Annotated in this window: 12 protein-coding genes and 2 pseudogenes; 8 read left to right on the top strand and 6 right to left on the bottom strand. The window is 43.8% G+C overall.

The annotated features are described in order from the left end of the window. Nucleotides 1-325: pseudogene (locus OOK74_RS14945) on the top strand (zinc ribbon domain-containing protein); the annotation flags it as partial. A gap of 22 nt (nucleotides 326-347) precedes the next feature. On the opposite strand, the gene OOK74_RS14940 reads toward OOK74_RS14945, so the two are convergent. Continuing rightward, a complete protein-coding gene (locus OOK74_RS14940) occupies nucleotides 348-1,382 on the bottom strand; it encodes a virulence RhuM family protein (protein ID WP_278183633.1) in 1,035 nt (344 codons plus the stop codon). 178 nt (nucleotides 1,383-1,560) lie between these two features. Here OOK74_RS14940 and OOK74_RS14935 point away from each other — a divergent pair, with 178 nt between their 5' ends. From OOK74_RS14935 to OOK74_RS14915, 5 genes and pseudogenes are all read left to right on the top strand, one after another. Continuing rightward, nucleotides 1,561-1,797, top strand: a complete 237-nt coding sequence (locus OOK74_RS14935; protein ID WP_278183632.1) for an HTH-like domain-containing protein — start codon at nucleotides 1,561-1,563, stop codon at nucleotides 1,795-1,797. Between the two features lie 620 nt (nucleotides 1,798-2,417). Continuing rightward, a pseudogene (locus tag OOK74_RS14930) lies at nucleotides 2,418-2,549 on the top strand (IS3 family transposase); the annotation flags it as partial. 1,200 nt (nucleotides 2,550-3,749) lie between these two features. After that, a complete protein-coding gene (locus tag OOK74_RS14925) occupies nucleotides 3,750-4,202 on the top strand; it encodes a hypothetical protein (RefSeq protein ID WP_278183631.1) in 453 nt (150 codons plus the stop codon). Continuing rightward, nucleotides 4,202-5,044, top strand: coding sequence for a hypothetical protein (locus OOK74_RS14920; protein ID WP_278183629.1), 843 nt, complete (start codon nucleotides 4,202-4,204; stop codon nucleotides 5,042-5,044). The genes OOK74_RS14925 and OOK74_RS14920 overlap by 1 nt, the downstream gene beginning before the upstream one ends. A gap of 846 nt (nucleotides 5,045-5,890) precedes the next feature. After that, nucleotides 5,891-6,937 (top strand): replication initiation protein, encoded by a 1,047-nt coding sequence (locus OOK74_RS14915; RefSeq protein WP_278183628.1) that lies wholly within the window; start codon nucleotides 5,891-5,893, stop codon nucleotides 6,935-6,937. Between the two features lie 173 nt (nucleotides 6,938-7,110). Here OOK74_RS14915 and OOK74_RS14910 read toward each other — a convergent pair whose 3' ends face one another. Beyond that, nucleotides 7,111-8,085, bottom strand: a complete 975-nt coding sequence (locus OOK74_RS14910) for a hypothetical protein (protein WP_278183627.1) — start codon at nucleotides 8,083-8,085, stop codon at nucleotides 7,111-7,113. 371 nt (nucleotides 8,086-8,456) lie between these two features. On the opposite strand from OOK74_RS14910, the gene OOK74_RS14905 reads away from it, so the two are divergent. Together OOK74_RS14905 and nadS are read left to right on the top strand one after the other, a co-directional pair. Further along, a complete protein-coding gene (locus OOK74_RS14905) occupies nucleotides 8,457-8,789 on the top strand; it encodes a type II toxin-antitoxin system RelE/ParE family toxin (protein ID WP_278183626.1) in 333 nt (110 codons plus the stop codon). Between the two features lies 1 nt (nucleotide 8,790). Continuing rightward, the gene (nadS, locus tag OOK74_RS14900) at nucleotides 8,791-9,075 is read left to right on the top strand and encodes a NadS family protein (protein ID WP_278183625.1); all 285 of its coding nucleotides are present in this window, start codon (nucleotides 8,791-8,793) and stop codon (nucleotides 9,073-9,075) included. 814 nt (nucleotides 9,076-9,889) lie between these two features. Here the strand turns inward: nadS and OOK74_RS14895 are convergent. The 4 genes from OOK74_RS14895 to OOK74_RS14880 all read right to left on the bottom strand — a co-directional run bounded on the left by OOK74_RS14895 (nucleotide 9,890) and on the right by OOK74_RS14880 (nucleotide 14,096). Beyond that, on the bottom strand, nucleotides 9,890-10,501 hold the full coding sequence (locus tag OOK74_RS14895; protein ID WP_278183656.1) for a mobile mystery protein B: 612 nt from the start codon (nucleotides 10,499-10,501) through the stop codon (nucleotides 9,890-9,892). Continuing rightward, nucleotides 10,498-10,986 carry a mobile mystery protein A gene (locus OOK74_RS14890; protein ID WP_278183655.1) on the bottom strand — a complete coding sequence of 163 codons (489 nt, stop codon included), beginning with the start codon at nucleotides 10,984-10,986 and terminating at the stop codon, nucleotides 10,498-10,500. Before OOK74_RS14890 ends, OOK74_RS14895 begins: the two co-directional genes overlap by 4 nt. Nucleotides 10,987-11,613: 627 nt before the next feature. Continuing rightward, nucleotides 11,614-12,366, bottom strand: a complete 753-nt coding sequence (locus tag OOK74_RS14885) for a sigma-70 family RNA polymerase sigma factor (protein WP_278183654.1) — start codon at nucleotides 12,364-12,366, stop codon at nucleotides 11,614-11,616. Nucleotides 12,367-12,635: 269 nt separating this feature from the next. Next, nucleotides 12,636-14,096, bottom strand: a complete 1,461-nt coding sequence (locus OOK74_RS14880) for a trypsin-like serine protease (RefSeq protein ID WP_278183653.1) — start codon at nucleotides 14,094-14,096, stop codon at nucleotides 12,636-12,638. Between the last annotated feature and the right edge of the window lie 135 nt (nucleotides 14,097-14,231).

Below are 14,231 nucleotides of genomic sequence, written 5' to 3'. Positions count from 1 at the left end.
GATGCTTCATGGCATGGTTTTGTGGTGAAGCTGGAGTACAAAGCGAAAGGGCAAGGGAAGCATTTGGTCAAATTGGATCAGTGGTTCGCCAGCTCTAAAACGTGTCATTGCTGCGGTGACAAAGTTGAAGAAATGCCGTTATCGGTTCGGCCCGTCTTGCGGAACATCGGATATAGATCGGGATATAAATGCCGCTCTTAATATCCGCGATAAAGGTATTTTGGAATTAAAAGCGGCGGGACTCGCTGTTACTGCTTGTGGAGGCTTGCGTAAACCTCGTCACGAACGAGTTGCAGCCAGCGAAACAAGAAGCCTCGCCCGATAAGGGCGGGGAGAAGTCACTCGCGCTATTTGTCTTTTTTGAGTATTGCCTTGAGGGCTGAAATATTAGCAAGTGTGCCTTCGGCTTCTTTTAAACGGCGGCGTTGCTGGGCAAAGCGGTCAAATTCCAGTTTCGCCTTATCATCTGCGTCTTTCTTGGAGATTTTTCCCGCTCCGCTTAATACGTCTCTATCATTAAAACTTAAAAACTGGTCAAGCTTATCGGCCCAATCTTGTAAGAACACTTGTTTGCGACGCAGCGCTTGATCTTCGGCAAAGTCGAGCCACATATTGACAATGCGATTAAGCTCTTTGATTTCGTCTTCACGCAAATAGTTCTTGGCAACAATAACGTCAGTCTTGCGAACTTCATCGCCTTTATAGCTGGTTAAGCCCATATCCGGCTTACTGGCATCCACACGGCTGGCAATAAGCTCAGCAGCAGTCATATGCGTACAAGCATAATGCAGCTTGTTCTGAATGGTTTGGAAGAAGCGGTTAGTCTCTTGGTTAGATGGCTCGTAATCGGCAGCCATGGTAAAGATTTCTTTCACTCGCAGATAAACGCGACGCTCACTAGCGCGGATATCACGAATGCGTTCCAGCATCTCGTCAAAGTAGTCAGGCACCGCAGAGTGTCCAACGGGGGGATTTTTGAGGCGCTCGTCATCCATGGCAAATCCCTTAATCAGGTATTCTTTCAGGACTTGCGTTGCCCATTGGCGGAACTGTGTTCCACGCTGCGAACGAACTCTGTAACCAACAGACAGAATGGCATCGAGATTATAGTGGTCGATCTCGCGAGATACTTGGCGAATACCTTCCAATCGAACTATCCGGAATTTCCGGATGGTTGCGTTTTGTACAAGCTCACCCTCGTTGTAGATATTGATTAGATGCTCATTGATTGTGCGAACGTCTTTATCATAAAGCTCAGCCATCGCAGCTTGTGAAAGCCACAAGGTGTCAGACTCAAAACGACACTCAACGCGGGTTTGACCGTCAGCACTGGTGAAAAGAACAAACTCACCTTGAGGGGCTTGTGGGATGTTATCGGTCATTGAATCTCCTTTTACTCCGGCTTGGCTATATAGAGTTGACTCTTTGATATAGAGTTGCACAACTGCCGAGAAACAAGTTTTGATGATTAATTGTTCCAGTTCACAAGAGCAAAAACATAAAATCAAGCACAAATTAGCTAAGTTAGCTATCAGTTCAGGTAAAAGCTGAGAAATAGGAATGAAAAAGCAGATTTTTCTGGCGATACGTCAGACATTAAGTGGAGCTCCACGCAACCAGTACATGGCTGAGTTACACCTGCAAATGATCAAGTACGCTGACGAGCTTCAAGACATTACGGCGAAAGAGTTTTGCGAAGAGGTCGGCTTAAAGCCCAGCTACGGCACAGAATTTAGCAAAATGAGAAACCTTACCAGCCGATTAAAACACGCTGGTCTAGACGTAGACAAGATTTGAGGCATCTTATATCCCCGCCCGCATTGGGCGAGGGTTTACGGCGTTTTTGCTAAGTTGAACCAGCTATGGTACCGATATCAATGTCGGTACCATCGTTCTCAAGTCTGTCATTTATACTGCCAAAACACCATCGAAGAGTCACTTTGAGATTTCGACTCAACTGGCGCATCGAAAAGCAACCCAAAAGCGCTCTTGCTCACAGCCCACCGCGTGCTACCCCATGGGCTTTCACATGTAAAAGTTCATCAGCCCTCAAGCGCTTCAAACTGACCAAATCCCACAATCATCTAGAAATTTCCGTCACAATCCCATCAAAAGAAATAATCGACACTCAGGTCCCACAATGATTGGAGTACAACGCCCTACATCCCCACCAAAACAATAAAGCAACGAAAATAATCCGTGACAACTGTCAACGATCACCGAAAACTGATCCACTTTTAGCTTAAAAGCGATCAATCAAAATTGATCCACCCTTTTACTCAGGTATTGCTCCTGAATGTCGTTTATCTTTCAATCTATAACTATGGGTAATCACCCCTTAAATTAATTGACGCTAAAAGTGGAATTTTTCATAAAATGAATGCTGCTTAATATTTGACAGCCACCTTGAAAAGCACCGATTCGGTGGCATGAATGCATGATTGATAGCTCGTCTAAAAGAGATTGAAGCCGAAAATGTTCGCTTCAAAAAAATGTATTCTGAAGAGATTTTAAAAGCAGAAATTAGTCATGAAATGATGGTAAAAAAGTAGTAAAGCCGTTCGCAGCTAACAACTGAAATCTGCTTTAGAATCGAAATTATCAAGCATCAATTCATCACTGCATTTGAATGACAACATGCACGTTGCAACCTACAAAATCGTGTTTCAAAACCGGCTCGCGTATGACATTTTATGGGCTCTTAAGGAGCTCGATACAGTGCTCTTTAATCTTCATCTTTGCGATAAATAGCCATTCTTCCTGCTCGTGACATCGCGGATAAAAGAGCCAGCTTACGCAAACAATATCGTCAAACTCTGCAGATGGTGAACCTCTGGAAGAGCTCAGCAATCACGCGTGATGATATGGCTCATAACACACAAAGAGTCACAAAAACGTTTGAACTGAATTCAGAAATCAACTTAACCAAAGAGGTATTATTGCTTGACGTTCGGGCGGATAGCGCACCGAACATTTAAACCAGAAAAGGGAACGTGCTGGACAAAACTACGCACGCTAAAATCCTTGAGCTGTATGGTTAAGCTAACCTTACCGTACATCTAAAAAATGCCACCTATTAGGTGGCATTTTCATACTCTCACCACTACTCAAAAAGCCAAGTAAGACCCAGAAACTTACCTTCACCAGCGACTAGATTTAACCCAGAAAGCACCCTGCATTCAACCTGAAAACTCCCCATGTCTGATCTGGGTAACTCCCCACATTCGACCTGAAAGCTCCCCATATTCGATGTGGGTAACTCCCCACATTTGACCTGGAACTCCCCACGTTCGATGTGGGTAACTCCCCACATTCGACCTGGAACTCCCCATATTCGATGTGGGTAACTCCCCACATTCGACCTGGAACTCCCCATATTCGATGTGGGTAACTCCCCACATTCGACCTGAAAGCTCCCCATATTCGATGTGGGTAACTCCCCACATTCGACCTGAAAGCTCCCCATATTCAATGTGGGTAACTCCCCACATTTGACCTGAAAGCTCCCCATATTCAATGTGGGTAACTCCCCACATTTGATGTGGGGGGGGGTGTTCATTTTGGGTGGGTGTTTTCACTATATATAAATATATAAAGATAAGCTATTTATGGGGCGACCTCACCTCGGTGATGGGCCACATAAAACATAAATAGCTTTTTAGGCTTTTCCTGCCAAAAATGCGGGACTGCAAAAGCGACACTTTTGGCGCGCTGACGTTTAGTTGATAAGTAAATGCGGAGGAATACTAATGCGCGCACCGAAAACAACATCTCAGATCCTTGCGACTATCACGTCATTGGCGATTGCTATAAACGCCAATGCTAGCGAACCGGCTACAACGGATGTATCAAAAAAACTATACGTCCAAACCGGTGGCTACACGCAGCTAAAAGTTGATACAAATCTAGAGCAAAAATACCCGCTACTAGAAGTGCGATCACTTGAAATGCCAGCATCAATAAAATACATCGGCCAAGGCTTAAACTATATCCTTTCTCTTTCTGGTTACCGACTGAGTGCATTAAGAGAAACCGACACAGAAACACTCTCACTCTACTCAATGAAACTGCCGTTAACGAACCGGACTTTTACGACAGCAAACACTCTTCAGGTTGTACAGACATTGGTTGGTGTTGGGTTTGATGTTGAGGTCAATGAAATCTCAAGAACGGTTCAAATCAAAGCGAAGGAAAACAAATAATGAGTCGCGAAAAAGAACCCATTCACTCAAGCCAATCAAATCACCCCACACCCGTGGATAAAACCACGCCCCCGAATGAGTCAGAAACGGCAGCGGCGGAAGCTAAAGATGGAATAGAGTTAACAGTTAGTGACATAAACGTCGATGACGAACCGGAAATAAAACTTACAATCACCGACGATGTTGACGATGACGATCAATTAATATCGAACAACAAAGAAAAGAAACGCCGCGGACTAACATCAAAAATAGCTTTATGGGCTGGACTAGTCACTCTTATTGCCTCAGGGGCGGGGGTGACACTTTATCTAATCCAATCAGATAAAACGAGTTATCTGGATTTCACAAACAGCGACAATGGAACGTCTTCGATCTCCGACCAGCAACTGCTTAGATTAAACATGGAGATCGACAAATTAAAAGGGGATATGTTGAATTTGGCCAGCCTACCAGAGCAGTACCGGGCGCTAAACGAGCAGAATGAACTCATGAAAACGACCATAGAACAACTTAAGAACGAACTGCGCGCAGAGGTTGAAGCGTTTTACGCCAACTCAAAAGAACGCGAGCAACGTATTGCTGCAATTCAATCCACGTTAAACAAAGTGATAAATGATCACAAAGGGGATCGTGACGAGCTGGAAAAGCTCCGCATGGAGCTGGCTCAAATCAATGAAGTACAAGATACCGAAATTGAACGAATAAAAAACAAGATGGGCACTTTAAAAAAGCTCTCCGATAGCCAAGCGAATTTACCCATTGCGCCTTATATCCCAGCTATGAATGATGGGCTTTACGGCGCAATGGGTAAGTTAGAGCGGGAATCGTTGTCACTCCGGTGAAATCTACGGTAGATTTTGATGCTATTCGTTCGCTCGCGCCGGATTTGATGTACCAACTATTGGATGTTGCTGATTTTTTAAAAGAGATTGGTGCAGGCATCTGCCCAGCACTCATAAAGGCCCCTAAATGAGCGCAGAGCGTGAATTAAATGAATAGCTACGAGACTGTATTGCGAATTAAAAATAACACCCTTAGCGCGCATTACAGAGCGTTTATATCGACACTCAGATTTAATTAGCAATTTCGCTATTAAGCGACAATTATCTAGCACTCTTGTAGTCGAGCTGACACTGAAACTCGAACCACGCTCGATGAGGTTCATTGAGTTCAAACGTAACTTCGGTCGCACGTTTTCTAGGTTTAACCACACTGCTGATAAAAGATCTTTAATCTTCTTAAAAAAATATGAAGAAATATGATATTTACTTGCAACTGTGGATTTGTGTGTTAACTCAACGAGTTATCCACAATCCACAGGCTATATAATCCTATATAATAGATCTATAAGATCTTTATAAAGGATCTATAAAGATCTATAGGTGTGAATAAACCCATTAATATCATAAGGTTAGTGGCCTAACAGTCACTTAATTTTAGTGCTGTGGTTACATTTTTTTAGTTTAATCTCCTTTTGAGGTCACATTAAATTAGTCCAAGGTCACATTATTTTAGTTTGATTGATCTTTTTTTTAGTCTGACGGTCACATATTTTTAGTATTTGTCATGAACTTGCCCACATGGCTACATAAATTTAGTGTCCATTGTATATTTACTGGTAAATGGTCACATGTTTTTAGTAATCTAACCCCGTAGACTAAAAATATGTGACCATAGGCACAGCGATAATGACCAATACTTCTGATAAACGTTATCAGGTTACGACCGAAAACCCGAACGAATTGCCTCAGCAGTTTTTCAAGAAAAGCCACGAACTAGTGTTCAGTCAACTGGGCCTATCAGCGCGTGAACACGACATGATGGCGCTGTTTCTTTCCCGTCTTCACAAAGATCACTGGATCGACTTTCTGGAAAAGCGCGATATTTATGCTCCGCGCTACACTTTCAGCTCTGATGTTCTCAAGGAGTGGTTTGGACTAAGCTCCAAACAGCTCTATCCGACATTGCGTCCGGTGGCCGAGCGTCTGTCCAGTCGTAAGGTTGGAGTGAATAACGACAAGGAACAGGAGTTTGATTTCATTCCTCTGTTTGCACGGGTAAAGTATCAGAAAGGAGAGTTGTCTATTGTGCCAAACTCTGAACTTATTAATGCTTATATCGATTATTCCGCCGGTCATGCGCAGATCAATCACAAAGCTTTCAGAAGCCTTAAGTCTGAGCACTCAAAACGTCTCTATACGCTTCTCTCGCGCTTTAAAGACAAAGGAACGCTCCATCCCCAGTCGATAGAGACGTTACACGGTCTCTATGGCCTTCTGGACGAAAAAGGACAGCTTTTGAAAAGTAGTTACACCCAGAACAAGGTATTTATCGACCGCTGCATTAAGAAACCAATCAGAGAAATGCTGGACTGCCCAGAAGTCAGCAAGGAGATAGAGTTTCATACTGATGCGGAAACCGGTAATCTTGGTTTCGCACCGTTGATGCGGGGGAGGCGGATGATGGCTATACAGTTCCTTTACCGATGGAAAACCGATATAGGGAAAGCTGAGAAAGCAGAACGTAAGGCGCTTGAGCTGGAAAAGGTACCGGATAACCCTATGCTGGTTCTAGCGCGTGAAGCTTGGAACATTGTGATGGCATGGCCGCATAAAGGCCAATTGAATGACAAGCATAATTTGGCTCTACAATCGGTCGAGTTGGGCATCATTACTATGCCGCAGGATATGCCACTGGATTCTGGGTTTATGGCTAAGCTGGCCAGAGCAAGATAAAATGTAAGCGCCTCAAAAAGTCCTGATGGCAATGGCTTAAACCGATCTCAGGTTAACTACACAATTTAAACGCGCACTAGGGCATATAATTTGCCCTAGTGGTCGATGGTATGTATTTTGTTATGGCTCGCCGGACTAAGCTGGAGCGGTGACAAAGCTAATTTGTACTTATATTATGGTTGGATGAACTCTAACTTTTTACCTTCGGAGTAGATCGCAGGAACAAATTTAGTTCGCCAGAAGTAACTACTAGTCTTCCTACAGGTAAAGCAAGGCCAATCTTCCACTTTTTCCACAGTCACAACATTTGCTTTAGGAAGCGATGGTAGGTAGAGAAGGTAGCCTTTGGGTAGTCTCGCAGTTAGATCTAATAAGTACTGTTCATATCCTTCGATACCTTCGTAACCAATTACAACACCATCAAGGAAACTTTTGAATCCCCCAATATCCCCATCTACCCGAGATTCTCTGACAGTCACATATTGTTGTTCATAAGGGACCAAATTGGTACGTCCTAACTCAAACTCACCTTTTTCACGATAGTAATCATTATGGTAAAAGCCGAACAGGCGTAAATCATCATTCAAAGTGTATGCTGTTGATTCATGGAGTTTCGCGCCCGTAAGTGTTGCTTTCCCTTCTTCCCTAAGCACTACTTTTTTGAAGGTGTTGCCTTTTTCTTCTAACAGAGTCTTAGCTGTATTTTGTATTATTTCACTCGCATGATTCTTCGCCTCGATACCATTTTCAAATTGGGTCGCATCAAGCGCAACGATCCAGTGTGGATACGACGCTACATGATTACTGTTGGCGATAGCGGCTGCAGTGCCACCGGCAAGATCAATCACACCAGTTAAATTACCTGTCGCCAGGCTCAACGCTCCAAAAAATAAGGATGCTCCGCCACCTGAAGATTTAGTCAACGCAGTTTTTGCTTCTGCAATTTCTTCTTGAGTAAAGTCTTTAAGCGGGCTTTTTACCGTTTTGAATCCGTGTTTGTATGACTTGGTAAGAAATGTTTGATTGGCTATATTTAATGCTTCACTATGCTTAGCGTTGTATGCGATAGGTTCGACGACTTCAGGTGGGTTAGCACATCCAGCAAGCAACAATACAGATAGTGAGAACATGACTTTCCATGCTTTCAATGTGGCACTCCTTATTAATTGATTAAATTATTGATTAATATGGAATAAAATAACTAAAATCTGCATCATAGTCCATTATTGAAATGATCTTTGATCTTATCCATATTCAATAAATCCACAATTTACATGAGCTATTATGTAAGCGGCCAATAGTCGGTATAGGTCAAATTGAGTCAGGGTATACTCCCGTTTTTCTCTTGAATGTTAACTATGGTAAGGCTAATCAAGCTATTCACAAGCAATACGAAAGTCGTCTAGTGAAGTAGTGGCGATTCATGGCGGTTTTTTATTAACTCGACTTAGAGATAACATTTTTTTGTTGTTTTAACATGGTGTACAATGTACTCATTCAATGCAAATGGAACTACACAGTGCCCCATGCAATAGAGTTTATTGAGACACCAATATTTACTCGTCAGATAAAGCAGATCGCTACGGATGACGAGCTCAAAGAACTCCAGAAAACGCTGATTGAATCACCGGATAAAGGCGATCTCATAAGGCATACTGGCGGATTGAGAAAGATAAGAATGGCGACTGGTATACAAGGGAAAAGTGGCAGTGCACGGGTCATTTACTTTCTAGCTACTGACGAGATTATATATTTGGTTATGGCCTACCCGAAAAGCACGAAAGACAGCCTGACGGATGCTGAAAAAGCTGACCTGAAGAAGCTGACGAAATTACTGAAAGGCGAGGTATAGTATGAATTTTTTTGAAGAGCTGAAAGCGTCACTTGAAGAAGCTGTCGAGATCAAAAATAGCGTTAAAGAGCCTGCTCGTGTTGTGCGTTACGAACTGGCTGATGTTAAGGCTATTCGTTCCCAGCTTAATGTGACGCAGGATGAAATGGCGAAGGTACTTGGTACTAGCCTTGATACCATTAAAAGCTGGGAAACAGGTAGGCGTAATCCAACCGGATTAGCGGCAAAGGTGTTGGCGACCATTCAGACTAACCCTAAATTCTTTCTGGAGCTTGCTTCGCATTAAGGTGTTGTGACGGAAGGGTTCGACAGAAGCTGTTGTTTGAGTGTAACTTTGGCAACAGCAGAAAAAACAAAACCTCGAATCACATCATCAACTTGGCGGAAGGTCATGTGAGTTCAGGGTTCAGGAATAAATCCTAAATTGAGTTCAACACATGGATCACTAACCTCAAGCTGAAGCTCGCGTTCTCTGTGATTTAGAAGCACCGCCCTGAAGGGCGGTGAGTAGTCAGCGATACACTTCTAGCTTAGTTATTTTCGCATCGGTGATGTTCGCTCTCACCGTGGAAGTCTGAACCCCCACTCCATTTTGATTGCCCGTTTTCGGTTGCCATTTGCATGAACCGCCACCGCTAGCTGAACTGGGCATCCGAATGTTATTGCTTGCTTTGAATGATATAAAGGCGCTGGCGAATGCTGAACAGGGGGACGACTGTGAATGGCCTGCAGACGCCCCCTAGCTGTGTCCCAAGATATTGCAGCGAAAGTATTACTTCTATTTTTACCATCGTAATAGGAAACAACACCTGTAGTGGCTGTGCTCTCCAAAGTAAGCGTACCACTACAGTCCATCCCAGCTCCAAGATGTGGTGATGAGTGCAGTTAATCTGGTAGACGTGGTTGTGTGAGTAGAATAAAGTTTCATACTTAAATGGCAGCGATCAGCGTACGCTGCCATTTAAAAACGTTTATGTCCAAAAATTACTTAGAATTGTCGTTGTGGTGAGCTTGCTCTCTGTACAAAGAAAAGAGGCTTATGTTCCAGCTTCTTTTAACTATCCACACTGTAATTGTATATTTAGCTCTTAACGCTTGGTTTAAGTCACATTCCCTTTCGCCTGAAGATATTGAATTAAAGGCGCATAATCGCCGGCATCAGCTTGGCGTAAGCTCGCAATGTACTCACCCCGCTCTTGGCTTTGTTTATCCAAATCTGTATTGGACCAAACTAAAGGTTTTTGTCTGAGTAGTACCATTCGTATGTAGTCCGTCATCACGCGCGAGTGACGTCCGTTGCCGTTAGGAAAAGGGTGAATTTTAACTAACCTGTGCTGTATCCGGGCCGAGAGTTCTAGGTTGTCATAGTGTTCAAACTCAATCCAGCATTTGATGTCTTCCAGTAAGTTGTGTAAATCTGGCCGGATATTCAGCGGATCGACACCAATGTTTAACTCTCGGTGACGGTAGCTGCCGGCCCATTCCCACACATCACCAAACAAACGTTGATGCAACTCTTCCACAAACGCCATAGAAAGAATGTCATTCATACTGGTTTTAGGCGTTGAGGCTAACCAACTCAACCCTTGTAGGATGTTGGCATTTTCAAGCTCATTAAGCTCTTCGCGAGTCGTGATGTGATCAAATTTCAGCCCGGCAACATCATCGGTATTTAGTTGGGTTGCGCCCTCTGGTTCAACAAACAGACTCATTGGTATTTCTCCTGCAAACTGACTTTCCACAAATCTCGGGTGCTGCCCGTTTTAATCTCATTGGCTAATTGAACCAGCGCTTGCTGTTGTTGCTCTGAGGTTAACTGCTGTGCTTCTAAAAACATCGATTGGTGGCTCATGGCCAAACGCTGCTTGGCCAACTCCATAGCGCGCGCTTCTATCATGTCATCAATCGACTGACGCGGAACAATCGCATAAACCAGTTCGGCATCGAGCCCGCTCGCCAGTTGTTTAAGTTGTTTGAGTGTGATGGTTTCATCGGCTTCTTTACGCTCCAATATGGAGACTTGATTACGAGAGATATTAAGACGTTCACCTAATTGCGTGCCCGACATCCCCAAGGCCTCACGGATACTGCGCACCCAACCATTTTTCGGCGGTTTAGGCACAGATAAATCGAGTAAAGCGCTGATTTTTGCTTTGACTTGCTTGAGTGCAACGGCATAGACACCGGATTTTTTCATAACTCTGTATCTCTAAATAAATACACCACAACGTAAATAGTATCTAATTTTGCATACGTTGTAATGGTTGTTGTATCTAATTTTCAATACAAAGCAAGGGTAAATGTATCGATAAAAAATACACTACTTATTTGGCTATCTGTTTACTGGACAATGGTCGTGTCAAATTCATCTTGCTAGAATGGGAAGTGAACGGTTTAGGTTGATTTAGAATGGGGGGTTGTTTTGGGAAGTACACAATCCAGACTTCTGCTCTGAATGATTTCTGTCCAGAAACGTGTTTGAATGGGGCCAATCAATCTGTGGATGCTCAAGACAACCAGTATGATGCTTTATTACTCAGCTGTAGCGTGACTCAGATTTTGTAGTAGGAATTAGTATGAATCTTTATTTCTGGGTGAGTATCATTTAGAACGGTACAAACAGGGTTACTTGACTGCTTAGTATGAAACATTATTCCTCCTACACCTGCTTTATAAGCATCCTGGATAAGACAAACCCTATCTTGATTGAGCTTTGTTATGCTTTCGGTCGCCTGGGCTGAGAGCGAATTTACAGAGTCGGCGGCGACGAACACGGTAACAAGAAGTAACAGGCGAATTTTTTTAACAGCATGCAAATTGGGCCTTATATGGGTTCGACTTTTTCTTTGAGTTTTTTCAATGAGCGATTTCGGATCTTTATGATTGCAGAATAGGACTTCCCAATTTGATTGGATAACTCCTTGGGGGACAGTTCATCGGTATTATTTAAGCCATAGAGAGCATCAAGACAGGCTTTTTCGGTGTTCGATAAGTCTTCGCACCACGATTGTATTTGATGGGCTAACATTTTTAAATGCGTCGCTTCCTCCAAATCGGAGCTATCGGCCAAGAGAAGTCCGTCTTGAGAGTAATGCTCTATCGTTTCTAAATCAGCATCAAACGACAGGTCCGGTTGCAAACGCGAGATCAGTCGATCTTTTGTGTGCGGTGGGAGCGCTTCACTGGAGTCTTCTTGTTTTATCAGTTTTATCGCCTCATAAAATTCCGCATGGGGCTTTTTGACTACAGACTCTCTTGCGCTGACATACGATTTTAAACGATTAAGGATCCAATGCTCAGCATACGTTGAGTACCGAAAGCCTTTAGTCGGGTCGAATTTTCCTATTGCAATCGTTAATCCCAAATTGGCCTCGCATACTAAGTCAGCCAAATCTATTAAGGGATAGATCTTGGCATAGTGATGAGCGTGTTTTAGGGCGATTTTTAAGTTCGACTCAACAATGAGTTGGCGTACTTGTGGCTCTCTTAAACGTGGATACAGAGCCTCTTCTTCCTCTCGACTGATAGAGTGGCGTTGATTGACTTCCGAAAAGTATCTGGTTAATGCTTCTTCCATTGCCTTGTACATCCCGACTTCATTTAAACTAGCCCCACAGTACGCAGCGGGCTGCTGATTTACTAAACTTGATACCTCTATAACGGTGCTGTTTAGTTAATCGGGAGCAAAAAGGTTGCCAATAATGTGGATGTTAATTTCTTGTATTAACAGGATGTTCTCTTGTTGCGGTTAGGTTGGCGATTTATTGATGTGAGCGCGGATGTGGCAAGTAAAAAACCCTGCATTTGCAGGGTTTGGGATTGAATGATTGACGTTAACGCTGAGGCTTATTGGCGCTTTCTCAAGCAAAGCACTACACCTAACAGCAAGCTCCAAAAGCCCATTGAGCCACCACCACCGCTGCCGCCACTCGTTGAGTTGTCTCCGCCGTTATTGTTATTGTCGCCGTTGTTGTTGCCTTGGTCTTCGTCATCGGCTTTCACTTCAACACTCAGCGAAATAGGTAGTGAGGTATCGCTATTGTCGCCAAGATGCAGCGTAGCTTGATTCGCCCCCTCAAAGGTCACGGTGATTTCACAAGATTGCGTTGGTTTGAGCGTGGTATCACAGCCACTTACCGTTTCATTCACCGCTCCCACCAGATAAGGGGCGAGAGTTTGGTCAATGTCGGTTAAGTTTTGCACCGCAAAGGTGGTAGTCATCGGCGGTACAATAACCTCTTCACTTTCCACTTCGACAACAAAATCCAACTGCTTTGGTGCGGTAATCGCGTTAATTTTTGAGGCGATATGAGGCAAATACCAGCCCAAGTGAGTGAATTGGCTAAATTCAGGGGTGCCAGTATAAGACACTGTGCGAATCGCCAAGGCAATAATTTTATTGGGTTCCAGCTCCAGAGGAGTGCCGGAGTCGCCAGTGTCTGGCGTGGCACCTTTCACATCAGGCACTAGAGCAGTGAAATCGTAATAACCGTATATGCAGTTGCGGGTTATATCGGCAGCGCTACAGCGCTCTAATGTCTCCTCTAGCTGAGCTTGATAGCGCAAAAAATTGGGAATGTAATTCACATCACTAATCATGGTGCCAGTTGCCCACTCAGGAGGCTTGGTGAGCCAATTTAAATAGACTTTCTGCATGGTTTGTGGTTTTTGGCCGGTTTCGTCCCGACCCCAGCCTTTAAACAGCATACGCTGATTGGCTTGTGCATTAAAGGTTTGGGTGGTTCGGTCAAAAGCTGGCGTGATCGCTGCGTGAGAGGTTTGAGAAACCGCCGTGGCGAGCTTGATCAATGCGATGTCATGAAAATTGGCCCCGCGAAAGCTATCCGATTGAAATCTATTATCTTGCCGACTCCACTCAAAACTTGGGTTTTGCGCTTTTAAATACTCATATTCAGCGCGAGCTTCTTGGTAGAGCAACGCATAGTCCGCATCCTCTTTTAATAAATTGAGAACTTGGTAGGTGGTCGTTGTGGTCTTGGGGGCATTAAACGCCGTGCCTTGATAAACTTTGATGTTATTGCTGGCTCCGGCATCGATCCACCAGTCATAAACCCATGTGAGGTTTTCTCGGCGCTGATCACCCACGCAGTGGGCGGCAGTTAAGATATATTCGCCCGCAATCAATAATCCACCACAAGTCGTGGTGCCTTTTCCATCGTGAGCCTCAAAGCGTACAATGTAATCGCTGTATTCGTCTTCGGAAACATCTTCACCCATGCGCACTGCGTGAGAGTTAAACGCCACAATTGAAGCCAAAAGGCTTAGGGTAAATAACGATTTTTTCATGAATGCAATGTCCTTGTTGTCATAGTTAAAGCTATCGTAAGCCCTTTTTCGTTAAAGCAAGCCTTAACTCTCCCGATAGTGTATGAATTTTTTACATTAAGTGGCTTACCCGTGAATAAGCCACGCTAAACCGTA

Origin of the sequence: Vibrio misgurnus (assembly GCF_029635775.1) — a bacterium.
GTDB lineage: Bacteria > Pseudomonadota > Gammaproteobacteria > Enterobacterales > Vibrionaceae > Vibrio > Vibrio chanodichtyis.
The sequence above is the reverse complement of the archived record's forward strand: the minus strand, read 5'-3'. Positions and strand labels throughout refer to the sequence as shown.

What these genes read in the sequence shown, in the direction of transcription:
- OOK74_RS14940 (WP_278183633.1), bottom strand. Translation starts at nt 1,382, where the DNA reads ATGACCGATAACATCCCACAAGCCCCTCAAGGTGAGTTTGTTCTTTTC.
- OOK74_RS14935 (WP_278183632.1), top strand. Translation starts at nt 1,561, where the DNA reads ATGAAAAAGCAGATTTTTCTGGCGATACGTCAGACATTAAGTGGAGCT.
- OOK74_RS14925 (WP_278183631.1), top strand. Translation starts at nt 3,750, where the DNA reads ATGCGCGCACCGAAAACAACATCTCAGATCCTTGCGACTATCACGTCA.
- OOK74_RS14920 (WP_278183629.1), top strand. Translation starts at nt 4,202, where the DNA reads ATGAGTCGCGAAAAAGAACCCATTCACTCAAGCCAATCAAATCACCCC.
- OOK74_RS14915 (WP_278183628.1), top strand. Translation starts at nt 5,891, where the DNA reads ATGACCAATACTTCTGATAAACGTTATCAGGTTACGACCGAAAACCCG.
- nadS (WP_278183625.1), top strand. Translation starts at nt 8,791, where the DNA reads ATGAATTTTTTTGAAGAGCTGAAAGCGTCACTTGAAGAAGCTGTCGAG.
- OOK74_RS14895 (WP_278183656.1), bottom strand. Translation starts at nt 10,501, where the DNA reads ATGAGTCTGTTTGTTGAACCAGAGGGCGCAACCCAACTAAATACCGAT.
- OOK74_RS14890 (WP_278183655.1), bottom strand. Translation starts at nt 10,986, where the DNA reads ATGAAAAAATCCGGTGTCTATGCCGTTGCACTCAAGCAAGTCAAAGCA.
- OOK74_RS14885 (WP_278183654.1), bottom strand. Translation starts at nt 12,366, where the DNA reads ATGGAAGAAGCATTAACCAGATACTTTTCGGAAGTCAATCAACGCCAC.
- OOK74_RS14880 (WP_278183653.1), bottom strand. Translation starts at nt 14,096, where the DNA reads ATGAAAAAATCGTTATTTACCCTAAGCCTTTTGGCTTCAATTGTGGCG.